The 23864-nt window shown below is 71.8% G+C and carries 23 protein-coding genes and 1 pseudogene; 14 read left to right on the top strand and 10 right to left on the bottom strand.

Annotation, left to right across the window (positions count from 1 at the left end):
- The first annotated feature begins 226 nt into the window (after nt 1–226).
- Together ACFY2Z_RS33075 and ACFY2Z_RS33070 are read left to right on the top strand one after the other, a co-directional pair.
- On the top strand, nt 227–1567 hold the full coding sequence (locus tag ACFY2Z_RS33075) for a transcriptional regulator (protein WP_390747737.1): 1341 nt from the start codon (nt 227–229) through the stop codon (nt 1565–1567).
- Nucleotides 1568–1728: 161 nt separating this feature from the next.
- Entirely contained in the window at nt 1729–2274 is a 546-nt protein-coding gene (locus tag ACFY2Z_RS33070; RefSeq protein ID WP_390747736.1) for an NUDIX domain-containing protein, read from the top strand.
- A 23-nt stretch (nt 2275–2297) separates the two neighbouring features.
- Here the strand turns inward: ACFY2Z_RS33070 and ACFY2Z_RS33065 are convergent, their stop codons facing one another.
- Nucleotides 2298–2555, bottom strand: a complete 258-nt coding sequence (locus ACFY2Z_RS33065) for a hypothetical protein (RefSeq protein ID WP_311699174.1) — start codon at nt 2553–2555, stop codon at nt 2298–2300.
- Nucleotides 2556–2770: 215 nt separating this feature from the next.
- On the bottom strand, nt 2771–3631 hold the full coding sequence (locus ACFY2Z_RS33060) for a 3-hydroxybutyryl-CoA dehydrogenase (protein ID WP_390747772.1): 861 nt from the start codon (nt 3629–3631) through the stop codon (nt 2771–2773).
- A 221-nt stretch (nt 3632–3852) separates the two neighbouring features.
- Here ACFY2Z_RS33060 and ACFY2Z_RS33055 point away from each other — a divergent pair, with 221 nt between their 5' ends.
- A complete protein-coding gene (locus ACFY2Z_RS33055; protein ID WP_390747735.1) occupies nt 3853–5076 on the top strand; it encodes a glycoside hydrolase family 10 protein in 1224 nt (407 codons plus the stop codon).
- An 89-nt stretch (nt 5077–5165) separates the two neighbouring features.
- Here ACFY2Z_RS33055 and ACFY2Z_RS33050 read toward each other — a convergent pair whose 3' ends face one another.
- Both ACFY2Z_RS33050 and ACFY2Z_RS33045 read right to left on the bottom strand, forming a co-directional pair.
- Nucleotides 5166–5372 carry a DUF1918 domain-containing protein gene (locus ACFY2Z_RS33050; RefSeq protein ID WP_311699177.1) on the bottom strand — a complete coding sequence of 69 codons (207 nt, stop codon included), beginning with the start codon at nt 5370–5372 and terminating at the stop codon, nt 5166–5168.
- A 96-nt stretch (nt 5373–5468) separates the two neighbouring features.
- Nucleotides 5469–6407, bottom strand: coding sequence for a DMT family transporter (locus ACFY2Z_RS33045; protein WP_390747734.1), 939 nt, complete (start codon nt 6405–6407; stop codon nt 5469–5471).
- On the opposite strand from ACFY2Z_RS33045, the gene ACFY2Z_RS33040 reads away from it, so the two are divergent.
- The gene (locus ACFY2Z_RS33040) at nt 6406–7848 is read left to right on the top strand and encodes a PLP-dependent aminotransferase family protein (RefSeq protein ID WP_390747733.1); all 1443 of its coding nucleotides are present in this window, start codon (nt 6406–6408) and stop codon (nt 7846–7848) included. The genes ACFY2Z_RS33045 and ACFY2Z_RS33040 overlap by 2 nt on opposite strands.
- Before the next feature lie 164 nt (nt 7849–8012).
- Nucleotides 8013–8591 carry a histidine phosphatase family protein gene (locus ACFY2Z_RS33035; protein ID WP_390747732.1) on the top strand — a complete coding sequence of 193 codons (579 nt, stop codon included), beginning with the start codon at nt 8013–8015 and terminating at the stop codon, nt 8589–8591.
- A 22-nt stretch (nt 8592–8613) separates the two neighbouring features.
- Here the strand turns inward: ACFY2Z_RS33035 and ACFY2Z_RS33030 are convergent, their stop codons facing one another.
- Nucleotides 8614–9066, bottom strand: coding sequence for a DUF6314 family protein (locus ACFY2Z_RS33030; RefSeq protein WP_390747731.1), 453 nt, complete (start codon nt 9064–9066; stop codon nt 8614–8616).
- A 533-nt stretch (nt 9067–9599) separates the two neighbouring features.
- Here ACFY2Z_RS33030 and ACFY2Z_RS33025 point away from each other — a divergent pair.
- From ACFY2Z_RS33025 to ACFY2Z_RS32985, 9 genes and pseudogenes are all read left to right on the top strand, one after another.
- Nucleotides 9600–12207, top strand: a pseudogene (locus tag ACFY2Z_RS33025) (YfhO family protein).
- Between the two features lie 53 nt (nt 12208–12260).
- Nucleotides 12261–13238 carry a glycosyltransferase family 2 protein gene (locus ACFY2Z_RS33020; RefSeq protein WP_390747730.1) on the top strand — a complete coding sequence of 326 codons (978 nt, stop codon included), beginning with the start codon at nt 12261–12263 and terminating at the stop codon, nt 13236–13238.
- On the top strand, nt 13238–13657 hold the full coding sequence (locus ACFY2Z_RS33015; RefSeq protein WP_390747729.1) for a GtrA family protein: 420 nt from the start codon (nt 13238–13240) through the stop codon (nt 13655–13657). The genes ACFY2Z_RS33020 and ACFY2Z_RS33015 overlap by 1 nt, the downstream gene beginning before the upstream one ends.
- A gap of 97 nt (nt 13658–13754) precedes the next feature.
- Nucleotides 13755–14783, top strand: a complete 1029-nt coding sequence (gene argC / locus ACFY2Z_RS33010) for an N-acetyl-gamma-glutamyl-phosphate reductase (protein ID WP_390747728.1) — start codon at nt 13755–13757, stop codon at nt 14781–14783.
- Nucleotides 14780–14905 carry a hypothetical protein gene (locus ACFY2Z_RS33005; protein WP_390747727.1) on the top strand — a complete coding sequence of 42 codons (126 nt, stop codon included), beginning with the start codon at nt 14780–14782 and terminating at the stop codon, nt 14903–14905. The genes argC and ACFY2Z_RS33005 overlap by 4 nt, the downstream gene beginning before the upstream one ends.
- Nucleotides 14902–16053 (top strand): bifunctional glutamate N-acetyltransferase/amino-acid acetyltransferase ArgJ, encoded by a 1152-nt coding sequence (gene argJ, locus ACFY2Z_RS33000; RefSeq protein WP_390747726.1) that lies wholly within the window; start codon nt 14902–14904, stop codon nt 16051–16053. The genes ACFY2Z_RS33005 and argJ overlap by 4 nt, the downstream gene beginning before the upstream one ends.
- Complete coding sequence (gene argB, locus ACFY2Z_RS32995) at nt 16050–16967, top strand: acetylglutamate kinase (RefSeq protein ID WP_390747725.1); 918 nt, start codon at nt 16050–16052, stop codon at nt 16965–16967. Before argJ ends, argB begins: the two co-directional genes overlap by 4 nt.
- On the top strand, nt 16964–18199 hold the full coding sequence (locus tag ACFY2Z_RS32990) for an acetylornithine transaminase (protein WP_390747724.1): 1236 nt from the start codon (nt 16964–16966) through the stop codon (nt 18197–18199). The genes argB and ACFY2Z_RS32990 overlap by 4 nt, the downstream gene beginning before the upstream one ends.
- Before the next feature lie 7 nt (nt 18200–18206).
- Nucleotides 18207–18743: an arginine repressor gene (locus ACFY2Z_RS32985; protein WP_355909970.1), complete on the top strand. Its 537-nt coding sequence runs from the start codon at nt 18207–18209 to the stop codon at nt 18741–18743.
- A 60-nt stretch (nt 18744–18803) separates the two neighbouring features.
- Here ACFY2Z_RS32985 and ACFY2Z_RS32980 read toward each other — a convergent pair whose 3' ends face one another.
- The 5 genes from ACFY2Z_RS32980 to ACFY2Z_RS32960 all read right to left on the bottom strand — a co-directional run bounded on the left by ACFY2Z_RS32980 (nt 18804) and on the right by ACFY2Z_RS32960 (nt 23789).
- Nucleotides 18804–19541 (bottom strand): FAD:protein FMN transferase, encoded by a 738-nt coding sequence (locus ACFY2Z_RS32980; RefSeq protein ID WP_388971827.1) that lies wholly within the window; start codon nt 19539–19541, stop codon nt 18804–18806.
- Nucleotides 19542–19604: 63 nt separating this feature from the next.
- Nucleotides 19605–20417, bottom strand: coding sequence for an FMN-binding protein (locus ACFY2Z_RS32975; protein WP_390747723.1), 813 nt, complete (start codon nt 20415–20417; stop codon nt 19605–19607).
- A 28-nt stretch (nt 20418–20445) separates the two neighbouring features.
- Nucleotides 20446–21783, bottom strand: a complete 1338-nt coding sequence (locus tag ACFY2Z_RS32970; protein ID WP_390747771.1) for a ferric reductase-like transmembrane domain-containing protein — start codon at nt 21781–21783, stop codon at nt 20446–20448.
- A 124-nt stretch (nt 21784–21907) separates the two neighbouring features.
- Nucleotides 21908–22432 (bottom strand): FMN-binding protein, encoded by a 525-nt coding sequence (locus ACFY2Z_RS32965; protein ID WP_390747722.1) that lies wholly within the window; start codon nt 22430–22432, stop codon nt 21908–21910.
- A gap of 7 nt (nt 22433–22439) precedes the next feature.
- Nucleotides 22440–23789, bottom strand: coding sequence for a ferric reductase-like transmembrane domain-containing protein (locus ACFY2Z_RS32960; RefSeq protein ID WP_390747721.1), 1350 nt, complete (start codon nt 23787–23789; stop codon nt 22440–22442).
- Nucleotides 23790–23864: the final 75 nt, after the last annotated feature.

Raw genomic sequence — 23864 nt, 5'->3', positions numbered from 1 at the left:
GCCACGGAGTGTCGGGCAAGCGGCGGGGCGGACGGCGCGGACTCGGGCCGCCGCACTGTACGAGGGGGAGCCGGCGGCCCGCCGGCCCCTTACGAGGGATTTCAGTCAACCGGCCGGAAACTCTCCGCAACAGCGTACGTACCGCCCGGATGCGCGTACTCCGTTCACACCCCGTGTGAACCCGGACGCACTACGCTGTCCGCACCGAGCCACCGGAGGGCACCTCATGCAGCCCAACACCCTGCTCGACGCGATCCTCGACGAGGCCGGGATCTCCCACGCGGGACTCGCCGCGCATGTCAACCAGGCGGGCCGGGCCCGCGGACTGGCACTCCGGTACGAACACACCGCCGTGGCACGGTGGTTGAAGGGCCAGCGGCCGCGCGGCCAGGTGCCCGATCTGATCTGCGAGGTGCTCGCCGCCCGGCTGCGCCGTCCCGTCACCCTCGACGACATCGGACTCGGCGTACCCGGCGAACCGGCCGCCCCGCACGGCTCGGGCCTCTCGGGCTTCGTCGAACGGGCCACCGCCCTGTGGCGCTCCGACGAGCAGCAGCGCCCGCACATACTCGACGCCCCCGCGGTCACCGGCACGCCCGCCGTGATGCCGGTGTGGGAGTGGGAGAACCCGCCCGAGGACGTGGACGTCTCGCGCGGCGGCCGGCACCGGGTCACCCCCGCCGACATCGAGATGCTGCGCGCCGCCCGGAGCCACTACGAGCAGATGTACCGCAAGGCGGGCGGTATAGCGACCCGCAGCCGGATCGTCGGCTTCCTCAACTCCGAGACCGCGCCGCTGCTGCGCGGCAGCTACACCGACGCGATGGGCCGTCAACTGCACCGCGCCACCGGCGGTCTGGTGGCGATCGCCGGTATCTGCGCCTATGACTCCGACGCGCTCGGCCTCGCCCAGCGCTACTTCCACCAGGCCCTGCGACTGGCGAAGGCCAGCGGGGACCGGGGGCTCGGCGCGTATGTGATAGCGCTGCTGGTCAACCAGTCCCTGTTCATGAAGGAGTACCGGCAGGCCGTCGCCTTCGCCGAGGCGGCGCTGCGCACCGCGGGCCGCCACATCACCCCGGCGCTCGCCTCCGACCTGTACGCGATGCAGGCGAAGGCATACGCACATCTCGGCGACGCGACGAGCGCCCTGGACTGCATCCGGCAGGCCGAGTCGGCCGCCGAACGCATCCGGCGCGGCCACGAACCGGACGAGACCGGCTATGTGCAGCCCGGTCTCGTCCATGTGCAGGTCGCGGAGGCACTGCTCAGCCTCGGTGATCTGACCGCGGCGGGGGAGCACGCCGCGGCCGCCGTCGACACGCCCGCGCACGACCGCGGCCGGGTGCACCGGCTCGCCATGCTCAGCCAGATCGAACTGCGGCAGGGCAACGCCGACAGAGCGGCGGCCACCGCGGTCGAGATGGCCGAGCGGGCCCGGGGGATGGAGTCCATGCGGCTGCGCGACAGACTGCGCGCGGTACGCGAGCACCTGGTGCGCAACGGCTCCGCGGGAACGGCCGAGGCAGCCGAACTCATCGACGGCGCACTCCGCGTACCGCTGTAGCCACCCCGTCGGCCTCTGCCGGAGCGCCGCGTGGGCCCCGTGGGGCTCCCGCCGGCGCGGACCCGTGTCCGCCGCTGCGCCGGGTATGCGCCGCTGTGAGCCTGCTGAGAAACCGCTCCTGCTGCGATATTGCCACTTACTCAGCGGAAGGTGGCAGAACCGTGCAGTGGACGAAACTGAACGAACAAACTGTGTATGCAAACCGCTGGTTCAGCGTCAATCTCGCCGATGTCGAGCTGCCGGACGGCCGGCACCTCGACCACTTCCTGATCCGGCTGCGGCCCGTCGCCGTGGCCACCGTCGTGAACGAGGCCAACGAGGTGCTGCTGTTGTGGCGGCACCGCTTCATCACCGACAGCTGGGGGTGGGAGCTCCCGGCCGGAGTCGTGGAGGACGGTGAGGACATCGCCGCCGCGGCGGCCCGCGAACTCGAGGAGGAGACCGGCTGGCGGCCGGGACCTCTGCGTCATCTCATGAGCGTCGAGCCCTCCAACGGACTCACCGACGCCCGGCACCACGTCTACTGGGCCGACGAGGGCGAGTACGTCGGACACCCCGTGGACGACTTCGAGTCGGACCGCCGGGAATGGGTCCCCTTGAAGCTCGTCCCCGACCTGGTCGCCCGGGGAGAGGTCCCGGCCGCCAACATGGCGGCCGCGTTACTGCTGCTGCACCACCTCAGGCTCGGACAGGACACACTGCCCTGAGCGGCATGAGGCCGGTCACAGCACTAGCGTCCCAGTGCCTGCCAGATCGCCACGACGAGGGCGCCCACCGCGGTGAGGGCGGCCACCGCGGGCAGCGGCCAGCGCGTGTGCTCCAGCGCGACCACCCTCAGGCTCAACTCGTCCAGATCCTTGGCGGTCTCCTCGGCACGATGACTGAGCAGCGTCAGCCCTCCCTCGACCCGCGCGTGCGCCACATCGAGGCGACGGCGTAACTCTGCGACTTCTCCATGGACCACGGGATGCTCGGGGTCGGCGGTCACGTGTCCGCTCCTTTCCGTAGTCGTCACATCCCTTGCATGCGCATGGAGAGTCAACTCGCCTGGTGGACGCGTGGGGAGAGTGTGCGAAAGGCATATGCGTGTCCCCGGCACACACGGTGTGTGAATAACACGGGCCCGGCACCGAAATCGGCACCGGGCCCGTCCGGCCCGGCCCGGACTCACGGTGTGTGACCAGGCGGGCGAAAAACCCTGGATCAGCTGTAGGTGTAGAAGCCGGAGCCCGTCTTGCGGCCCAGCCGGCCCGCCTCCACCATGCGCTGGAGCAGCGGGGGAGCGGCGTACAGGGGCTCCTTGTACTCCTCATACATCGAGTTGGCGATGGAGACGATGGTGTCCAGGCCGATGAGGTCGGAGAGCTTCAGCGGGCCCATCGGGTGGGCGCAGCCCATCTCCATGCCGTTGTCGATGTCCTCACGGCCCGCGATGCCCGACTCGAACATCCGGATGGCGGAGAGCAGATAGGGCACGAGCAGCGCGTTGACCACGAAACCGGAGCGGTCCTGGGCGCGGATCGCGTGCTTGCCGAGGGCCTTCTCCGCGAACAGCTGGGCCCGGCTGAGCGTGCCCTCCGAGGTGGTCAGCGCCGGGATCAGCTCGACGAGCTGCTGGACCGGTGCGGGGTTGAAGAAGTGTATGCCGACCACATGGTCCGGCCGCGAGGTGGCGACCGCGAGCTTGACCAGCGGGATCGAGGAGGTGTTGGAGGCGAGGATCGCGTCCGGGCGGGTCACCACCTGGTCGAGCACCTGGAAGATCTCCGTCTTCACCTGCTCGTTCTCGACGACGGCCTCGATCACGAGGTCGCGGTCGGCGAACTCTCCGAGATCGGTGGTGAAGGTGAGGCGGGCCTGCGTCGCGTCCCGCTCCTCCTCGGAGATCTTGCCGCGCTCGGCCGCCTTGGACAGGGAGTTGAGCAGGCGGGTCCGGCCGATCTCCAGGGCTTCGCCGGTGGTCTCGGCGACCTTCACGTCCAGTCCGGCGCGGGCGCACACCTCGGCGATGCCCGCTCCCATCTGGCCGCAGCCCACCACTCCGACGCGTTCGATGTCGGTCACATCGTCCCTTTCGCTGATCATCGGGCCTGAGGAGGGGGCCTGCGCACCACGCCGGCTCGCGCGATCACAGGACGCCCCCGGGCAGGCCCCCCGTGGTTCGGTGCCTGCTCTCGACTCTGCACGTTACCCCCGGCGTGCCGATGATCGATCGTCCGGGTCGGGGCCGCCTCCGGGGGATACGATCCAGGGCGGACGGAATCGGTACGTATGGGGACGAGTGCATGCGACGAGTGTCACGCAGGGCGTTCATGGTGGCCGCCTTGTCGACCCTGGTGACGGCGAGTGACGCCCACGCTCAGCCTGCCCGCGCGGCGGCCGTCACAGAGATGCGGGGGATGTGGCTGGCGACCGTGTTCGGCCGCGACTGGCCCTCCCGGGCGGGACTGCCGGCCACCGTGCAGCGCGCCGAGCTGCGCGCCTACCTCGACGCCGCGGTACGGCGCCGGCTGAACACCGTCTTCTTCCAGGTACGCCCCTCGGCCGACGCCCTGTGGCCGTCGCCCTACGAGCCGTGGTCCGAGTTCCTGACCGGCACCCAGGGGAAGAACCCGGGCTGGGACCCGCTCGGCACGGCGGTCGAGGAGGCGCACGCCCGGGGCCTCGAGCTGCACGCCTGGTTCAACCCGTACCGGGTGGCCTCCCACACCGATCTGACCCGGCTCGCCCCCGGGCACCCCGCCCGCCGGAACCCGGACTGGGTGGTGTCCTACGGCGGCAAGCTGTACTACAACCCCGGACTGCCGCAGGTGCGCAGATTCGTCGAGGACGCGATCCTCGACGCCGTACGCCGCTATCCGGTGGACGGCGTCCACTTCGACGACTACTTCTACCCGTACCCCGTCCGGGGCGCGGTCTTCGACGACGACGCGGCGTACGCGGCCCACGGCGCCGGGTTCGCCGGCCGGGCCGCCTGGCGGCGCCACAACATCGACCTCCTGGTGCAGGAGACCGCGGCGCGCGTCCACGCGCTGCGGCCCGCCGCCCGCTTCGGCATCAGCCCCTTCGGGGTGTGGCGCAACGCCGACACCGACCCCCGCGGCTCGGCCACCCGGGCGGGGGTGCAGACGTACGACGACCTGTACGCGGACACCCGCACATGGGTGAGGTCCGGCTGGCTGGACTACATCTGCCCGCAGATCTACTGGAACATCGGCTTCCACGCCGCCGACTACGCGACGCTCGTGCCCTGGTGGGCGGACGTGACCCGGGGCACGCGCGTGCAGCTGTACGTGGGTGAGGCGCTCTACAAGGCAGCGGACCCGACGCAACCGGAAGCCTGGCAGGACCCGGCGGAACTCTCGCGCCACCTCAGACTCGCCAAGTGGTACCCGCAGGTGCGCGGTCATGTGTTCTTCGCCGCCAAAGAGGTGAGGACGGACCCGGCCGGGGCGATGGCGCAGGTCGTCGCCGACCACTACGGGCAACCCGCGAAGCCCCCGCGCTGAGTCCGTGCCGGGGTCGCCGTGCCCGGACGGCCGTGCGCGGCACGAGGGCGGGACCCACTCCGATCCGGGCCCCGCCGTCCGGTCTCGCCCTAGTGTCCGATCTGCTGACCCATCTCCTTGTGGCGTATCTCGGTGTCGGGTCCGGGAGAGCACACGCCCTCGTGCCCGTCCTGGAAGCGGACGCGATACGGCGGGTTGCCGTCCGAGCCCATCACTTCCACGATCTCGCCGACCTTGTCGTGCTGCCCGACGATCCTGCCGTGCTGCACCAGCTTGTCGCCCACAGTCGCGCGCATCTGGGGGGCCTCCTCGTCACATGCGGGAGTATCGGTCCGTGGCCGTCTCGTACGGCCGGTGGCGCCGGTCGACCCGGTCCGCGCGCCCCAACCCGGTCAGGCCCGCGTCCGCTGGGTGACCGCGATACACACCAGCACCGCGGCGGCCGTCAGTGGAGCGGCCGGGGTGAGATGCTCGCCGAGGAGCAGTACCGACCACACCAGTGTGAGCAGCGGCTGTGCCAGCTGCAACTGGCTGGCACGGGGGATTCCGATGGCCGCCATGCCCCGGTACCAGACGACCAGGCCCAGGAACTGGGAGCCGGCCGCCACCCACAGCACCCCCGTCACAGCGTGCGCGGTGAGGTGGACGGGCTCGTGGGAGAGGGCCAGGAGAGCGCCCGGCACGCTGAGCGGGAGACACATCACCAGCGCCCAGCCGATCACCTGCCAGCCGGGCATGACCCGGGCCAGCCGGCCGCCCTCGGTGTAGCCCGCGGCGCAGATCAGCAGAGCCCCGAAGAGATAGGCGTCCGCGCCGGTCAGCGCGCCGCCGCTCTGCTGCACGGTGAACGCGATGACGGCTGCGGCGCCGGCCAGGGCGGCGAGCCAGAAGGTACGGGAGGGCCGGGCGCCGACGCGCAGCGCGGAGAAGACGGCGGTCGTGAGCGGGAGCAGCCCGACGACCACCGCGGCGTGCGCGGTCGTCGAGGTGCGCAGGGCGAGGGTGGTCAGCAGCGGGAAGCCGAGCACGACCCCGGCCGCGACCACGACGAGCCCCGCCCGGTGCGGCCGCGCGGGCAGCGGGACCCGCAACGCGAGCAGACAGCTGCCGGCGATCACGGCGGCCAGCGCGCTGCGCACCGCCACCAGCGACCAGGGCCCGAACCCCTCCAGCCCCCAGGCGGTGGCGGGGAACGTCAGGGAGAAGGCGACGACCCCGAGGGCGGCCTGCAGGGTGCCGCCGTAGTGCGGGGCCGGGCGGGTGGTGGTGCCGCCGTCGGGCTGCGCGGCCGCTATCGTCACGGTCTCGGTAGCGCTATCCTGTGCTCTCATGCAAGAGAGTAGCAGTGTTGAGGAACTGGCGGGCAGGCTGCGGTCCGAGGTGAAGCGCTACTCTCCAGGAGAGAAGCTGCCGTCCAGCCGGGCACTCGTCGAGCGGTTCCGGGTCAGCCCGGTGACCGTGTCCCGTGCGTTCGCGCAGCTGGCCGGCGAGGGGCTTGTGGTGACGCGGCCCGGGGCCGGCGCCTTTCGGGCCGAGCCGCGTGCGACGGCCCCGGAGGTGGGGGACACCGCCTGGCAGGAGGTCGCCCTCAGTGCGGAGGCCGCCGCCGAGCTCGTGCCACGGAGCGTCGACGCCTCCGGCGTGCTGGACTCCCTCGCCGCCCCGCCCGCCGGTGTCGTCGAGTTCAACGGCGGCTATCTGCACCCCACCCTGCAACCGGAGCGTGCCATGGGCGCGGCCCTGTCCCGGGCCGGGCGCCGCCCGGGGGTGTGGGCCCGGCCGCCGGTGGAGGGCGTGGCGGAGCTGCGCGAGTGGTTCGCGCGCGGGATCGGCGGCGCGATCAGCCCGGCCGACGTACTGATCACGGCAGGCGGTCAGTCCGCGCTGACCACCGCACTGAGGGCCTTGGCATCGCCCGGCGCCCCCGTGCTGGTCGAGTCGCCCACCTACCCCGGCATGCTGGCGATCGCCCGCGCGGCGGGTCTGCGGCCCGTGCCGGTGCCGGTCGACCCCGACGGGCTGAAACCGGCCCTGCTCGCGGACGCCTTCCGGGCGAGCGGCGCCCGCGTCGTCGTCTGTCAGCCGCTGTTCCAGAACCCGACCGGCGCCGTGCTCGCGCCGGAGCGCCGGCGCGAGGTGCTGCGCATCGCGCGCGAGGCCGGCGCGTTCGTCGTCGAGGACGACTTCGTACGACGACTGGCGCACGAGGACGCCGGTCCGCTGCCGCCCCCGCTGATCGCGGAGGATCCCGACGGGGTCGTCGTGCATGTCTCCTCGCTCACCAAGGCCACCTCGCCCAGCTTCAGGGTCAGCGCGCTGGCCGCACGCGGCCCGGTCCTGGAGCGGTTGCGCGCGATCCAGGTCGTGGACACCTTCTTCGTGCCACGCCCGCTGCAGGAGGCCGCGCTCGAACTCGTCGGCTCGCCCGCGTGGCCCCGCCATCTGCGCGCCGTCGCCGCCGAGTTGAAGCAGCGCCGGGACACGCTGACCGCCGCCCTCGGCCTGCATCTGCCGGAACTCGCCCTGCCGCACATCCCCTCCGGTGGATACCACCTGTGGACCCGTCTGCCCGACGGCACCGACGAGTCGGCCCTCGTCGCGGGCGCCCTGCGAGCGGGGGTCGCGGTCGCCCGGGGCCGCCCCTACTTCAGCGCCGAACCCCCCGCCGCCCACCTCCGGCTGAGCTTTGCGGCCGTCGCCGGGACCGGAGAGATCACGGAGGGCGTACGGCGCCTGCGCACCGCCTGCGACGAGGTGCTCGGGCCCCGGTAGCGACAGGCGCCGGCCCGGGCAGATCCATGGACGCGGGCCGGCGGACGAAACGGGACACCGGCCCGCAGACGCACCGCGCGGGGCCCGATCACGCGGACGATGCCCTTGGTATCTGCTGAGTAACGGGTCTTGACCTGCGCACTTGCGCGTCACACCATCGCCGTGTGCATGTTCGGGTCACGTTCGTCGCCGCCGCGCGCAGCTCCGCGCTGCTCGCGGAACGATTCGAGGACGACCGCCCGCTGGACCAGGCGGGCTGGGACGAGGTGCAACGGGCCGCCCGGGATCTGGTGCCGCTGGCGGCGGCCGAGCTGCGCTACTGCTCGCCCACGCCACGGAGCCGGGCGACCGGGGACGCGCTCGGGTACGCGCCGCTGGTGCAGCTCGCGCTGCGGGACTGCGACATGGGCCGCTGGCGCGGGTTCACGCTGGGGGAGGCGATGGCCCGGGAGCCCTCGGCGGTGGACGCGTGGCTCGCGGACCCCCGCTCCACACCGCACGGCGGCGAGTCGCTGCACGCGTTCATCTCCCGGGTGGGCGGCTGGCTGGAGACCCGTCCGGTGAACGACGGCAGCCGTGTCGTGGCCGTGGCGGAGCCGTCGGTGGTGCGGGCCGCCCTGGTCTATGCGCTGCGGGCGCAGCCGTCGGCGTACTGGAACATCGACGTCCGTCCGCTGTCGACGGTCACGCTCGCCGGACACGACGGGCGCTGGAACCTCCGACTGGAGCCGGAGGCCCGGTAGACCGGGCAGTTGTGCCCAGGGCTCAGCGCTCGCGCACGTAGTCGGTGGTCAGCACCAGGTCCTTCGCGGGACCGCCCACGCGCCACACCGTGCGCCAGTGGTCGGCGTCCCGGACGGTGAACTCGCCCCGGTACAGGTCCGCCGCGCACGGATGGTCGGCGACATGGCGGCCGGTGGTGAGATCGAGCTCGTGGAACGGGCGGCCGTCCACGAACCGCACCTGCGCCGTACCGGCGGAGTCCCCGGGCAGGAACCACAGCGTCCGCTCGGCGGGCCGCGGAGTGCCCCGCCAGACGAAAGTGCCCGACTCCTGGTGCAGCAGCCCGTCGCCGCCGTCCTCCAGCGGCGAGAACACCGTCGTCCCGCTGAAGCGGCCCTCCTCGCCGCTCGCGAGGTCGCGCACGACACGCTCGACGCTCCACCGCCCGGCGAGATGGGCGAGCACGTCCGGCACGGGCCAGAAGCTGGAATCCATGCCGTCGACCCTATGCCCGCGCCCGGGCGGGCCCGGAACCGCCCGCGCGTTCGGTGCATGACGACAGCCCAATGCTCCCGCACGCATTCGGAATCAATCACCTCACTTTCCGATGCGGATGCAACCGTTTCGAAGCACTGCCGGTCTAAGTCGGCGAATCGATGACGTACGGGGAGCGACATCCCCGGATGGGACGTCTTGCGTCCCCCATTCCCTGGGAGCCTGCCGAGAATGGTTTGCCCGACCCTGCCCATCGCCGGTTTTCCCTATGTGTCCCCGGTGCTTCCGGCAGCCGCCGAATCTCTCTCGGTCCGCTTCTTCCGGGAAAGCGCGGCCGGTTCCCGCCGTGGCAGAGACGTTTCTCAAGGAAACCCGCGCCGCCGTGTGAACAGGGAGAGGACGTGAATCCGACCACCCCTCCCGAGCCGGAGACCGAGGCGCCCGACGGGGCCGGCCGGCCACCCGTCCCCGCCCCGCGCCGGCCTGTCGAGCCGTCACCGGGCCGGCCGGACGACCGCCGTCGCCGCCTGCGGCTGCCCCGGCCGACCCGACCGGGGCCGGCCGCGGCCCTGCTCGCGGCGGTCATCACCGTCACGGTGTCCTGCGCCGCCGGCGTCGTCGCCCGGACCTTCCCCTTCGGTCCCCGCACCCGCAGCATCAACGACCTGGGCAACCAGTACGTGCCCTTCCACGCGCACCTGTGGGACCTGCTGCACGGAAGGGCCGACGGCGGACTGCTGGTCAACTGGCAGTCCGGCTTCGGCGCCAGCTTCCTGCCCGACCTCGGTACGTATCTCAGCAGCCCGTTCGCCCTGCTCGTGGCGGTGTTCCCACGGGACGAGATCGACCTCGCGGTCTATGTGATCACCGTGCTGAAGACGGCCGCGGCGGCCGCCGCCATGGCCGTGCTGCTGCTCGTCCTGCGCCCCGGCCGCTGGTGGGCGGCGGGACTGCTGGGCGCGTCCTACGCCCTGTGCGGGTGGAGCGTCACCGACGCCGCGTACAACCCCATGTGGCTCGACGGCCTCGTCGCCCTGCCGCTGCTGTGCCTGGTCGGCGAATGGGCGCTGAGCGGACGGCGCCGGGTGCTCGGGTGCCTGGTCGTGGCGCTCTCCTGGACCGCCAACTTCTACACCGCGTACATGGCGACCCTCGCCGCGGCCCTGGTACTGCTGCTCCGCCTCTGGCTCGCCCGGCCGCCGGGCCGGCAGGCGCTCGCGGCGGTGGCCCGGGCCTGTGCCACCGTCGCCCTCGGCATCGGTCTCGCGGCACCGCTGGTGACGGTCGTGTATTTTCGCCACCGGGCACGCCTATCCGGGCAGGACCAGCCAGTTCGTCCCGGTGGCGAGCCAGGACCTGCTGGCCCGCCTGCTGCCGACGACGTACAGCTTCAGCACACCGGCCGTGTACGTGGGCATCACCGCGCTGCTGCTCGCCCTCGCCCTGCCCTTCCACCGCGGGGTGCCCCGGCGGGTGCGCACGGGGTGGACGCTGCTGGTGGTCGCGGTGGCGCTGTCCCTGCAGTGGGGGCCGACCAGTCTGGTCTGGCACGCCTTCACCACCCCGCAGGGCAGCTCCTACCGGCAGGCCTTCGTCCTGTGCGCGCTGCTGGTGATCGCCGCGTGGCACACGCTCGCGTACGGCGTGCCCGCCCCGCGCGCGCTGGCCGCGGCGGTTGCGCTCCTGGCGCTGATCACCGCCGTCGCAGGCCGCAGCGCTCTGGTGCGTCCCTTCGCCTGGCCGGTGCTGCTGCTCGCCGCCGTGGGCGCCGTGGGCGGGCTGGCCCTGCTCGGCCTGACCGACCGCGGGCGTCTCGCCCGGGACGGGCGCCGCACCGCCCTGGCCGGGCTCGCCGTGGCGTTGCTCCTCGGCGGGCAGTTCGGCGAGACCACCGCCACCGCCGCCGTGGCCGCCCGGCTGCGGCTCGCGCACATGGACGACTACGCGCCCTGGGGCGCGCGGCAGCAACAGCAGGCGGACGCGATCGCGGAGGCCCACGGCTGGCCCCGGTACCGCACCGATCCGGGCCGGGAGCAGACCGTCGGCAACGATCCGCTGCTGGTGGGCGGTCAGGGCGCCCAGTACTACAGCAGCCTCACCTCCGACGTCCTCAGCCGTACGCTGACCGCCCTGGGAGACGGCTGGACCTCGCGGGGCCGGAATCTGCAGAGCCTGGACAACGCGGTCACGGACGCGATCTTCTCCGTGGGCGCGCGGGTGCACTCCCCGCCGGACCCCCACCAGAACTGGTTCCCGCAGGACGGCAGCGGGGTGAGCGTGTCGCGGCAGGACGTGCCGCCCCTGGTCACCGTACGGCCGTCCGCCGGGCGCCTGACGGCCTTCGGTCCGTCGCCGTACCGCAACCAGGAACTGCTGCTGGGCGCCCGGGTCTACGCCGTGCCCCGCCTGACGGTGCGCACCAGCGCCGGAAGGCCGCCGAGCCGCAGCGAGGACGCGCGGCCGGGCCTGCGCATCGGTGCCGTTCCCGATGCCGTGCGCAAGCCGGCCATCACCGCCGCCTGCCCGGCGGGCAGCGAGGTGTACCTGTGGGCGCCGCACTTCTCGGGCACCGCGCGGCTCGCGAGCGACTCCGTCACCGGCCCGACCGGGCGGTTCCGGTCCGACTACCCCGTCACCAAGATCGCCCCCATGCAGCGGCTGGGCAGGGTCCCGGCGTCCGGACGGCTGCGGATCGAGCTCTCCCCCGACCGGACGGGCGTCATCCCGGACGGGGCGGTCGGCTGCCTGGACACCGGCCGGCTGCACACCGCCGTCGGGCATCTGAAGGCCACCGGCGCCACCGACGTGACCGTCTCCGACGGCACCGTCCGGGCCCAGCTGCCCGTCGGCAGCACCGGCACCGCCGTCGTCGCGGCCCCCCGTATCGCGGGCTGGCGCTGCGCCACGGGCGATGTCTCCGCTGTGCCCGCGGGGCAGTACCTCGGGCTGATCGCCGTGCCGCTGGACGGCTCCTCGACCAGCCTGACCTGCACCTTCCATCCGCCCGGCCTGCGGCTGGGAGGGGCGGTCGGGGCCGCCTCGCTGCTGTCCCTGGTGCTGCTGTGCGTGATCACCGCCGTCCGCCGCCGGCGTGCCGCGGGCCGCCCGGCTCCACCCATGACCACTCGTCCGAGCGCATGACCGACGCTCATCGACCGTGCGTACACGCCGACCGCGTCCTCAAGGGGAGAACCATGCTCATCTCGATCGTCGCACCCTGCTACAACGAAGAAGAAGTCATCGGGCGATTCCACGACGAGGTCCAGAAGGTCGCGGACGAACTTCTTCCGCTCGGCCACGACATGGAGTTCGTGTACGTCGACGACGGCAGCCGTGACGGGACCCTCACGGCCCTGAAGCAGCTGGCCGCCCTCGACGCGCGGGTGCGGTACGTCTCCTTCAGCCGCAACTTCGGCAAGGAGGCGGCGCTGCTCGCCGGGCTGCGCCACGCCTCGGGGGACTCCGTGATCGTGATGGACGCGGATCTGCAGCACCCGCCGGAACTGATACCGCGCATGGTGGACCTGTGCGGACAGGGCTACGACCAGGTGATAGCCCGGCGCAGCAGGACCGGTGACCGGATCACCCGTACCGTCACGGCCCGCCTCTACTACCGGCTGGTCAACCGTCTCGTCGACGTGGAACTCATGGACGGCGTCGGCGACTTCCGGCTGCTGTCCCGGCGCACGGTGGACGCGGTCCTGTCCCTCAGCGAGTACAACCGCTTCTCCAAGGGCCTGTTCGCATGGGTCGGGTTCCCCGGCACCACCTTCGAGTACGACAACGCGGTGCGCGAGCACGGCCGCAGCTCTTGGTCCTTCCGGAGCCTGCTCAACTACGGGCTGGACGGCGTGCTGTCGTTCAACAACAGGCCGCTGCGCGCCGCGCTGTACCTGGGGCTCGGCCTGCTGCTGTTGGCGGGGGTGTACACGGCGTGGATCGTGGTCGCCGCGCTGGTCCACGGGGTGCAGACGCCCGGCTATGTCACGATCATCACCGCAGTCACCGCGCTCGCGGGCGTACAGATGATCATGCTCGGGGTCATCGGGGAGTACACCGGCCGGATCTACTACGAGGTCAAGAGGCGTCCGCACTTCCTGGTGCAGGCGACCAACGTGGAGCGCGCTGAGCGCTGCACGGCCCGCGACACGGCAAAGGACCTCATTCCCTGATGCGCCTCGCACCTACGCGTCCCGTGGCGAGACAGATTCTCACTTTTGCCGTGGTCGGCGTTGTCAACACCGCCACGTATTACGGGCTTTACCTTCTGTTCCTCCTCCGTTTGCCTTATCTTGCGGCGCACATTCTCGCGTTCGCCCTCAGCATGGTCGGTTCTTTTTTTCTCAATGCGCGCTTCACCTATCGGACGCGGCCCACCTGGCGGAAATTCCTACTGTTCCCTCTGACGAACGCGACCAATTTCCTGGTCACGACGGTGGGTGTGTATGTGATCGTCGACGTCCTCCGGGCCGGGAACACATTCGCCCCGCTGCTCGCCTCCGCCGCGGCGATTCCCGTCACCTTCGTCGTCTCCCGGACGATCATGCTCCCCCGGGACGGAGGTGCCCCGGTGCGGCCTCCGGTGCGGTGACGCGTCGCGGAGGTCACCATCGAGGGAGAGGTGCGATCTCCAGGATTGCATAAACGTGCAGCGATCCGTATAGTCATGCCATCCAGGAGGAGGTTCCATGACGGTACGTGCGGCGGTCGCCGGAGCGAGCGGATACGCGGGTGGGGAGCTGCTGCGTCTGCTCCTGGCACATCCCGAGGTCGAGATCGGCGCCCTGACCGGGAACTCCAACGTCGGACAGCGCCTGGGCGCGCTGCAACCGCATCTGCTGCCCCTGGCCGACCGTGTGCTCCAGGAGACCGCCCCCGAGGTGCTCGCCGGGCACGACGTGGTCTTCCTCGCCCTGCCCCACGGCCAGTCCGCCGCGGTCGCCGAGCAGCTCGGGGCGGAGGTGCTGGTGATCGACATGGGCGCGGACTTCCGGCTGGAGAACGCGGCCGACTGGGGGAGGTTCTACGGCACCCCGCACGCCGGCACCTGGCCCTACGGCCTTCCCGAACTTCCCGGTGACCGCGCCCGGCTCGCCGGGACCCGGCGCATCGCGGTGCCCGGCTGCTACCCGACCGCCGTCTCCCTCGCGCTCTTCCCCGCGTACGCCGCTGGCCTCGCCGAGAACGAGGCCGTGATCGTGGCCGCCTCGGGCACCTCCGGCGCCGGCAAGGCGCTCAAGCCGAACCTGCTGGGCAGCGAGGTCATGGGGTCGATGTCCCCGTACGGCGTCGGCGGCGTCCACCGGCACACCCCCGAGATGATCCAGAACCTCAGCGCGGCCGCCGGGGAGGCCGTCTCGGTCTCCTTCACCCCCACCCTCGCGCCCATGTCCCGCGGCATCCTGGCCACCTGCAACGCGAAGGCCCGGCCCGGTGTCACCGCCGAGTCCGTCCGCGCCGCCTACGAGAAGGCCTTCGCCGACGAGCCCTTCGTCCACCTGCTTCCCGAGGGACAGTGGCCCGCCACCGCGTCCGTCTGCGGTTCCAACGCCGTTCAGGTGCAGGTCGCGTACGACGCCGCTGCGCATCGCATCATCGCGATCAGCGCCATCGACAATCTGACCAAGGGCACCGCGGGCGGTGCCGTCCAGAGCATGAACATCGCCCTCGGGCTCGACGAGACCACGGGGCTTTCCACGATCGGAGTCGCACCGTGAGCGACGTACGTGCAGCCACCTGGCCGCAGACCGGGGGCGCCTCCCATGCCCTTGAGGCGCGGGGGGAGAAGGCCGCACCGCTGCACCGCACGGGCGGAGAAGCGAAAAAGGAGTCGCAGTGAGTGTCACGGCAGCAAAAGGGTTCACGGCGGCCGGGGTCGCCGCCGGGATCAAGGGGAACGGCAACCCGGACCTGGCCCTCGTGGTCAACAACGGGCCCCGCCACGCCGCCGCGGGCGTCTTCACCTCCAACCGTGTGAAGGCCGCGCCCGTGCTGTGGTCCGAGCAGGTCCTCAAGTCGGGCGAGGTCTCCGCGGTCGTCCTCAACTCCGGCGGTGCCAACGCCTGCACCGGTCCCAAGGGCTTCCAGGACACCCACGCGACCGCCGAGAAGGTCGCCGACGTCCTCGGCCGGGGCGCCATCGAGGTCGCCGTCTGCTCCACCGGGCTCATCGGTGTCCTGCTCCCCATGGACAAGCTGCTCCCGGGCATCGACACGGCCGCCGCCCAGCTGTCCGAGCACGGCGGCGAGAAGGCCGCCATCGCCATCAAGACCACCGACACGGTCCACAAGACCTCCGTGGCGAGCCGCGGGGGCTGGACCGTGGGCGGTATGGCCAAGGGCGCCGGCATGCTCGCGCCGGGCCTCGCCACCATGCTGGTCGTCCTCACCACGGACGCCGAAGCCGACCAGGAGACTCTGGACCGGGCCCTGCGCGCCGCCACCAAGGTCACCTTCGACCGGGTCGACTCCGACGGCTGCATGTCCACCAACGACACCGTCCTGCTGCTCTCCTCCGGGGCGTCCGGCATCACCCCGGAGTACGAGGAGTTCGCCGAGGCCGTCCGGGAGGTCTGCGCCGACCTGGGCCGTCAGCTCATCGGCGACGCCGAGGGCGCCAGCAAGGACATCAAGGTCGAGGTCGTGGGCGCCGCCACCGAGGAGGACGCCGTGGAGGTGGGCCGCTCCATCGCCCGCAACAACCTCCTCAAGTGCGCGATCCACGGCGAGGACCCCAACTGGGGCCGTGTCCTCTCGGCGATCGGCACCACCCGGGCCGCCTTCGAGCCCGACCAGCTCAACGTCGCCATCAACGGCGTCTGGGTCTGCAAGAACGGTTCCGTGGGCGAGGACCGCGAACTGGTCGACATGCGCTATCGCGAGGTGCACATCGTCGCCGACCTCGCCGCCGGCAGCGAGACCGCCACCATCTGGACCAACGACCTCACCGCCGACTACGTCCACGAGAACAGCGCCTACTCCTCATGAGCACCGGAAAGACGCGTAAGCACACCGCCCTGCCCAAGGCCAAGATCCTCATCGAGGCGCTGCCCTGGCTGACCCGTCACCACGGCAAGACCGTCGTCATCAAGTTCGGCGGGAACGCCATGGTGAACGACGAGCTCAAGGCCGCCTTCGCCCAGGACGTCGTCTTCCTGCGGCACGCCGGTCTCAAGCCCGTCGTCGTCCACGGCGGCGGCCCCCAGATCAGCGCGGCCCTCGACCGCCAGGGCATCCCCACCGAGTTCAAGGCGGGCCTGCGGGTCACCACCGAGGACGCCATGGACGTGGTGCGCATGGTGCTCGCCGGACAGGTACAGCGCGAGCTGGTCGGGCTGCTCAACCAGCACGGCCCGTTCGCCGTCGGCCTCACCGGCGAGGACGCGCACACCATCACCGCCACCAAACACCGGCCCGAGATCGACGGCCAGTTGATCGACATCGGGCGGGTCGGCCAGATCACCGCGATCGACACGGGCGCGATCGAGGCGCTGCTCGCCGACGGCCGAATCCCGGTTGTCTCGTCGATCGCCCGCAGTCAGGACGACGGACATGTCTACAACGTCAATGCTGATACGGCGGCTGCGGCACTCGCTGCGGCACTGGGCGCCGAAACCCTCATGGTCCTCACGGACGTCGAGGGACTCTACGAGGACTGGCCCCACTCCGACGAGGTGATCAGCCGCCTCACCGCCTCCCAGCTGGAGAAGCTGCTGCCGGAGCTGTCCTCCGGCATGGCCCCGAAGATGGAGGGCTGTCTGTTCGCCGTGCGCAACGGCGTCACCACCGCCCGCGTCCTCGACGGCCGGGTCCAGCACTCCATCCTGCTGGAGATCTTCACCGACGAGGGCATCGGCACGATGGTCGTGCCCGACGATTTCGCCCAGGGGAGCGCCGTATGACCGGTACGACCGATGCCACCGCCGACGTGGCGCACTCCGCCAACGAGGAGCTGACCCGGCGCTGGCGGGGCGCGCTCATGAACAACTACGGCACTCCCAGGCTGCCCCTGGTCCGCGGCGCGGGCACCCGGCTGTGGGACGCCGACGGCAAGGAGTACCTCGACTTCGTCGGCGGCATCGCGGTCAACGCGCTCGGCCACGCCCACCCCGCGGTCGTCGAGGCGGTCGGCCGGCAGATCGCCTCCCTCGGCCATGTCTCCAACCTGTTCATCGCCGAACCGCCCGTCGCCCTCGCCGAACGGCTGCTCCAGCTCTTCGGCCGGGACGGCAAGGTGTTCTTCTGCAACTCCGGCGCCGAGGCCAACGAGGGCGCCTTCAAGATCGGCCGGCTCACCGGGCGCACCCATATGGTCGCCACCCACGGCGGCTTCCACGGCCGCACCATGGGTGCCCTCGCGCTCACCGGCCAGCCCGGCAAGCAGGAGCCGTTCCGGCCGCTGCCCGGCGAGGTCACGCACGTCCCCTACGGCGACGCACAGGCGCTGGCCGCCGCGGTCACCGAGGACACCGCTCTCGTGATCATCGAGCCCGTCCAGGGTGAGAACGGGGTCGTCGTCCCGCCCGCCGGCTATCTCAAGGCGGCCCGGGCGATCACCGCGGCCACCGGGGCGCTGCTCGTGCTCGACGAGGTGCAGACCGGTATCGGCCGCACCGGCCACTGGTTCGAGTACCAGGCCCACGACGGCGTCCTGCCGGATGTGGTCACGCTCGCCAAGGGCCTCGGCGGCGGACTGCCGCTCGGCGCCACCGTCGCCTTCGGCCGCGCAGCCGAACTGCTTCAGCCGGGCCAGCACGGCACGACCTTCGGCGGCAACCCCGTCGCCTGCGCCGCCGGCCTCGCCGTTCTCGACACCATCGCGGCCGACGGTCTGCTGGAGAACGTCAAGCGGCAGAGCGAGCGACTGCGGAAGGGAATCGAGTCGCCGGGGCACCCGCTGATCGACCATGTCCGGGGTGCGGGCCTGCTCCTGGGTATCGTGCTCAGCGAGCCGCTCGCGCAGCAGGTGCAGCAGGCGGCTCAGGACGCCGGTCTCCTGGTGAACGCGCCCGCCCCGAACGTCGTACGGCTGATGCCGCCGCTGAACCTCGGCGACGACGAAGTGGCGGCGTTCCTCCGGGCGCTTCCCGGTGTCCTCGACGCAGTGAACGGGGACGGACGATCCGGAGAATGAGACGACGATGACCCAGGCGCAGGACCATGAGCACACGGGACCAGCCGTGCCGCAGACCCGCACCGCGCGCCACCGCCGGATCGTGGACATTCTCAACCGGCAGCCGGTGCGCTCCCAGAGCCAGTTGGCGAAACTTCTCGCCGACGACGGGCTGAACGTCACGCAGGCGACGCTCTCCCGGGACCTGGACGAGCTGAACGCGGTGAAGATCCGCAACACGGACGGCGATCTGATCTACGCGGTCCCGAGCGAGGGCGGCTTCCGTACCCCGCGCGCACCGCTGGGCGGTTCGGCCAAGGAGGAGCGGATGCGGCGCCTGTCCCAGGAGCTGCTGATCTCCGCGGAGGCGTCCGCGAATCTCGTGGTCCTGCGCACCCCGCCCGGTGCGGCACAGTTCCTGGCCTCGGCCATCGACCAGGCGGAACTGCACGACATCCTCGGCACCATCGCGGGTGACGACACCGTGCTGCTGATCAGCCGGGACCCGACCGGGGGCCAGGCGCTCGCGGACCACCTGCTGCGGCTGGCGCAAGCGGGGCACTGAGACATACGTCCCGCACACATGGGGAGGGCGCACCGACCGGTGCGCCCTCCCCATGTGCGGTCAGCCCAGCCGGGACGCCAGGCCGCCCGTGCACCGGACCTCGTCGCCCGCCGTGATCAGCAGTGCTTCCACGTCCGGCAGCGACTCCAGCCAGGCCAGCCCCTCCCGCGAGCCCATCGCGAACGCGGCCGTCGCCCAGCAGTCGGCCCAGGTCAGCCGGGGAGCCACCACGGTCACGGCGACCAGGTCGGTGACCGCCGAGCGGCCGGTGCGCGGGTCCACGATGTGCGCGCCGCGCTCCGCGGTCCCGGACGTGGCCACGGCCAGCTCGTCGGCATGGGCCGCGGAGACCACCGCGGCGAGCCCGCCGGGGCGCAGCGGATCCGACACCCCGACCCGCCAGGGGCGGTGCGGCCCGGGAACCCCGTGCAACTGGACGTCCCCGCCGCCGTTGACGCTCACTCCGCTCGCCCCGGTCGCGGACAGCAGCCGGGCCGCCCGTTCGACCGCCCAGCCCTTGACGATCCCGGTCGGGTCGGTCCGTCCCTCGTAGCGGGTGCTGAACCAGCCGTCGCTGAGCCGCTCCGCCTCGGCACCGAGCGCGAGCACCTCGGCGACCTCCGGGTCGCACTCCTCGACGGTCGTCTCACCACGGGCGAGCCGCGAGATCTGGCTGTTCTCCCGATAGGTGCTGAACACCTCGTCCACCCGGTGGAGTCCGGCGATCGCCTCCTCCAACGCGGTGCGCACGGCCTCGGGTTCGCCGCCGCGCACATCGAAGGAGACGACGGTGCCCATCACCTCCTCCGCGTGGCGCAGCGCGGGCGGAGCCCCGGCGGGACCGGTCACCTCTTCGGACACTCAGCCACCGGCCTTGTCCAGGGCCGACTGCAGAGACTGCTTGTACCCGGTGCTGGTGTACGTCGCGCCGGAGACCGCGTCGATGTTCGCACTCTGTGCGCTCACCGCCTCCTGGTTGAGCTTGGGGACGGACATCGCGGTCTTCTGGTCGCTGAGTCCGCCCTTGGGCGCCTGGACGGCCTCGGCCTTGGTGATCTTCCCGCCGCTGAGAGTGAGGCGCACCTGGACGTTGCCGTACTGGGTCTGGGCCACGTTACCCAGGACCGTACGCGCCTGGGCCGACGACCCCGCCGACCCGGAGCCGCCCGGCGAAACTTTGCCGCCCGCGGAGCCGGAGGAGGAGCCGCCCGATGCGGCCTTCGCCTTGTCGATCGCCGACTGCAGCGACTGCTTGTAGCCGCCGCTGGTGTAGGTGGCGCCGGAGACCGCGTCGATCTGCGCGCTCTGCGCGGCGACTGCCTCCTGGTTGAGCTTGGGGACGGACATGGCCGTCTTCTGGTCGCTGAGTCCGCCCTTGGGCGCCTGGACGGCCTCGGCCTTGGTGATCTTCCCGCCGCTCAGCGTCAGCCGCACCTGGACATCGCCGTACTGCGTCTTGGCCACGTCACCCGTGACGGACTGCGCGCCGGTCTGCTGTCCGCTGCCGCCCTGCGGCGCCTCCTGGGCCGCGGCCGTCCGCTGCGGCGCGACCCCGCCCGCCGCCTGGGCGGACGCCGGATCCGACGCCGGCTTCAGCGACAGCAGCAGGACGATCCCTGACACGGTGGCGGCGCCGGCGAGCACCGCACGCCGTATGGGGTGGCTCTTCCTCATCGCTCCCAAAGCTCCTGAGTCCCGTCGCTCACATCTCGAACGACTCGTGATGGATGCGGCGGGCGGGAACTCCCGCGCCGCGTACTGCTTCGTACACCTGCTGTGCGAATCCGGGCGGTCCGCACATGAAGACGTCGTGGCGGTCGATGTCCGGCAGCTTCCGGCGCAGGGTGTCCGCCGAGATGTCCGGACGCTCCCCCTCCGGGCTGTTGACCGCGTACATCAGCCGGGCGCCGCGCTCCTCGGCGATCTGGGCCAACTCGTCCCACAGAGCCAGGTCCTGAGTGGTGTTCGCCCGGTAGAGCAGGGTCAGATCGCCGGGCGCGCCGGGCAAGGTCTCGAACAGCGCCCGCATCGGCGTGATGCCGACACCGCCGGCCACCAGCAGCACCTTGCCGCGGCTGCGCCGGTCCGCCGTCAGCGCCCCGTAGGGGCCCTCCGCCCACACCCGGGTGCCGGGCGTGAGGTCGCGCAGCGCGGAGCTGTGGTCGCCGATGGCCTTCACCGTGATGCGCAGCATGTTGGGGCGGGGCGCCGCGGACAGCGAGTACGGGTGCGAGCTGAAGCGCATACCGGGCGCGAGGAAGCGCCAGCGGAAGAACTGCCCCGCCGTCGCGCCGATCCGGTGCAGCTTCCGGCCCGTCATCAGCACCGAGACGATGCCGGGCGTCTCCTCGATGACCGCCTCGACCCGCAGCCGGTGGCGCAGGTTCAGCCGCAGCGGGGTGAGGATGCGGTACCAGATCACCAGCGCGGTCACCGAGCCGTAGAGGGCGTACCAGGCGGTCCTGGCCTCGGGCTGGACGGCGAACTCGTTGCCGGTCGACAGCTGGTGCCAGAAGGACAGATACGTGGCCGCGTAGGTGAGCAGATGGACGTGGTACCAGAGGTCGTACGACATCCTGCGGCGGATCGGGCCCATCGAGATGAGCCCGATGAGGATCAACAGGCCCGTGCCGATGGTGGCCTTGCCCACGTCCGGCAGCTGGTTGATCGAGTCGATGGTCTGCTGCACGATCCCGCCCAGCCCCTTGCCGCTCTGCAGGGCGTAGCCCCACATGGTCAGGAAGAGGTGGGCGAGCACCAGACAGATGGTGTACCGGCCGGTCATGGCGTGCCAGCGGGCGACCCGGTCGGAGCCGACCCGCCGCTCCAGCGCGGGAACCCGCGCCATCTGGAGCACGACCAGGGCCATCAGATAGCCGGCGAGCAGGCCGGTGATCCGCCCCGCGTTGAGGATCCTGCTGTTGTTGTCGGCGATGGACGGGGTGTTCATCCACCACAGCCAGATGACGCCCGCCGCGCCCGCCCAGACCGCGACCAGCAGCGGGACGGCAGGGGAGCGGCGTGGGCGGATGGCGCGCATCGTCTGGCGCCGCGCGGCGCGGCCACCGGCGATCGTGGACACGGTGTCCTCCGTGATCCTCCGTGGGACGGGTGAGGCCAGTGGCCCCCTGGGCCCAGAGGTACGTGCGAGACCTGCCTGGCGTTCAAAGCCCTGCGGAGTCGAGGGCCGACTGCAGTGACTGGCGGTAACCCTCGCTGGTGTAACTGGCGCCGGAGACGGCGTCGATGTTCGCGCTCTGGGCGGCGAGGACCTCTCTCCGCAGCTGTGGCAGCGCATAGCTGTTGATCTCCTGGTCCCTGGGGTTGTCCTGGGGGTAGTCGACCGCCGTGACATCGGTGATCCGGCCGCCCGCCACCGTGACGCGGACCTGGACGGGTCCCCAGCGGGTCTGCACGGACTCCCCGGTGACGGTCTTGCTGCCGGTGGACCCGCCGGATCCACCGGAGCCACTCGCTCCACCGGAACCGGTCGTTCCGTCCGTTCCGCTCGACCCGCCCGATCCACCCGACGCGCTCGCCGCGCCCGACCCCGAGGGTGCGGGCGCGCCCACCTCCAGGGACGGTGCCGTGTGCGGTTTCAGCGACAGCAGCATGACCGCGCCGGTCACCGTGGCGGCGGTCGCCAGGACGATGCGCCGCAGCGGGCTGTTCCTCTTCAGCGGATGCATGACGCCCTCACAACTCGAACGACTCGTGATGGATACGGCGGTCCGGGACCCCCGCCGCGTGCAGCGCCTCGTACATGTCCTCGGCGAAGGCGGGCGGACCGCACAGGAAGACGTCGTGGTCGTCGAGTTCGGGCACCGAGGCGTGCAGCGTGCCGGGTGTCAGCCGCGGACGCGAGCCGTCCTCACCGTTGAGGGCGTACAGCACCCTGCCGCCCCGCCGGCGGGCGATGGCCTCCAGCTCGCCGCCCAGCGCCAGGTCCTCGGCCGAGCGCGCCCGGTACAGCAGCGTCACCTCGCCCGGCAACGTCTCGAACAGGGCACGCAGCGGGGTGATCCCGACGCCGCCCGCGATCAGCAGGGTCCTGCCGCTGGTCTGCCGGTCCGCGGTCAGCGATCCGTACGGGCCCTCCGCCCACACCCGGGTGCCGGGCCGCAGCAACGCGACCGAAGCGCTGTGGTCGCCGAGCGCCTTGACCGTGATCCGCAGCCGGGTGGTGCGGGGCGGCGCGGACAGGGAGTACGGCGTAGAGGTCCAGCGCAGACCGTCCGCGAGGAACCGCCAGCGGAAGAACTGCCCCGGCGCCGCGCCCAGCTCGTCCAGGCGCCGGCCCCCCACGACCACGGACCACACGCCCCGCGCCTCCTGGTGCACCTCCTCCACCCGCAGCCGGTGGCGCAGGTTCAGCCGCACGGGGGCGAGGACCCGGAACCACAGCACCAGGGCCGCGACCCCGAGGTACAGCGCGTACCAGACGCCCCGCGCGAGGGCGTTCCCGGCGAACTCCGCGCCCAGCGCCAGCTGGTGGCCGAAGGCGAGGAAGACGGCGGCGTAGGTCAGGAGGTGGACGTAGTACCAGAACTCGTGGCCGGTCCGGCGGCGGACCGCGCGCATCGACGTGATGCCGACGGCGAGGAGGACGACCGTCCCGAGGGTGGCCTTGATCATCTCCGGATAGTCGAGGACCACCGTGAGCGTCTCGTGCACGAGCGAGACCCGGTCCTGGGCGGCGTACCCGGCGATGATCAGGACGAGATGCGCGACCAGCAGACAGACCGTGTACCGCCCGGCCCGCGCATGCCAGCGGGCCACCCGGTCCGAGCCGATCCGCCGCTCCAGGAGCGGTACCCGGGCCATCAGCCCGACCAGGACCGCGCAGGCGTACCCGCACAGCAGCCCGGCGATCCGCCCGGCCCCGGTGAGCCAGCCGGCCGTGCCCACCACCGAGTCGGTGTGCTGCCACCACAGGGCGATCACACCGGCCGCCCCGGCCCACAGTGCGGCCAGCAGCCAGGGTGCCGGGGAGCGCCGGACGATCGGCGGCAGGGGCGGCGCCTGCAGCTGGTGCACCGTGGCCATGGCGGTTCCTTTCGGACGTCGAGGACGCAACTGTGCGGGCGGAACCTCTGAGGGCGCTCTGAGGAACATGAGGCG

This window comes from Streptomyces sp. NPDC001222, assembly GCF_042896945.1.
GTDB lineage: Bacteria > Actinomycetota > Actinomycetes > Streptomycetales > Streptomycetaceae > Streptomyces > Streptomyces gibsoniae.
The sequence above is the reverse complement of the archived record's forward strand: the minus strand, read 5'-3'. Positions and strand labels throughout refer to the sequence as shown.

Bases quoted from the DNA above. Each gene is read 5' to 3' on its own strand.
- ACFY2Z_RS33075 (WP_390747737.1), top strand. From the start codon at position 227: ATGCAGCCCAACACCCTGCTCGACGCGATCCTCGACGAGGCCGGGATC.
- ACFY2Z_RS33055 (WP_390747735.1), top strand. From the start codon at position 3,853: ATGCGACGAGTGTCACGCAGGGCGTTCATGGTGGCCGCCTTGTCGACC.
- ACFY2Z_RS33050 (WP_311699177.1), bottom strand. From the start codon at position 5,372: ATGCGCGCGACTGTGGGCGACAAGCTGGTGCAGCACGGCAGGATCGTC.
- ACFY2Z_RS33040 (WP_390747733.1), top strand. From the start codon at position 6,406: ATGCAAGAGAGTAGCAGTGTTGAGGAACTGGCGGGCAGGCTGCGGTCC.
- ACFY2Z_RS33045 (WP_390747734.1), bottom strand. From the start codon at position 6,407: ATGAGAGCACAGGATAGCGCTACCGAGACCGTGACGATAGCGGCCGCG.
- ACFY2Z_RS33030 (WP_390747731.1), bottom strand. From the start codon at position 9,066: ATGGATTCCAGCTTCTGGCCCGTGCCGGACGTGCTCGCCCATCTCGCC.
- ACFY2Z_RS33020 (WP_390747730.1), top strand. From the start codon at position 12,261: ATGCTCATCTCGATCGTCGCACCCTGCTACAACGAAGAAGAAGTCATC.
- ACFY2Z_RS33015 (WP_390747729.1), top strand. From the start codon at position 13,238: ATGCGCCTCGCACCTACGCGTCCCGTGGCGAGACAGATTCTCACTTTT.
- argC (WP_390747728.1), top strand. From the start codon at position 13,755: ATGACGGTACGTGCGGCGGTCGCCGGAGCGAGCGGATACGCGGGTGGG.
- argB (WP_390747725.1), top strand. From the start codon at position 16,050: ATGAGCACCGGAAAGACGCGTAAGCACACCGCCCTGCCCAAGGCCAAG.
- ACFY2Z_RS32990 (WP_390747724.1), top strand. From the start codon at position 16,964: ATGACCGGTACGACCGATGCCACCGCCGACGTGGCGCACTCCGCCAAC.
- ACFY2Z_RS32985 (WP_355909970.1), top strand. From the start codon at position 18,207: ATGACCCAGGCGCAGGACCATGAGCACACGGGACCAGCCGTGCCGCAG.
- ACFY2Z_RS32980 (WP_388971827.1), bottom strand. From the start codon at position 19,541: ATGGGCACCGTCGTCTCCTTCGATGTGCGCGGCGGCGAACCCGAGGCC.
- ACFY2Z_RS32975 (WP_390747723.1), bottom strand. From the start codon at position 20,417: ATGAGGAAGAGCCACCCCATACGGCGTGCGGTGCTCGCCGGCGCCGCC.
- ACFY2Z_RS32970 (WP_390747771.1), bottom strand. From the start codon at position 21,783: ATGCGCGCCATCCGCCCACGCCGCTCCCCTGCCGTCCCGCTGCTGGTC.
- ACFY2Z_RS32965 (WP_390747722.1), bottom strand. From the start codon at position 22,432: ATGCATCCGCTGAAGAGGAACAGCCCGCTGCGGCGCATCGTCCTGGCG.
- ACFY2Z_RS32960 (WP_390747721.1), bottom strand. From the start codon at position 23,789: ATGGCCACGGTGCACCAGCTGCAGGCGCCGCCCCTGCCGCCGATCGTC.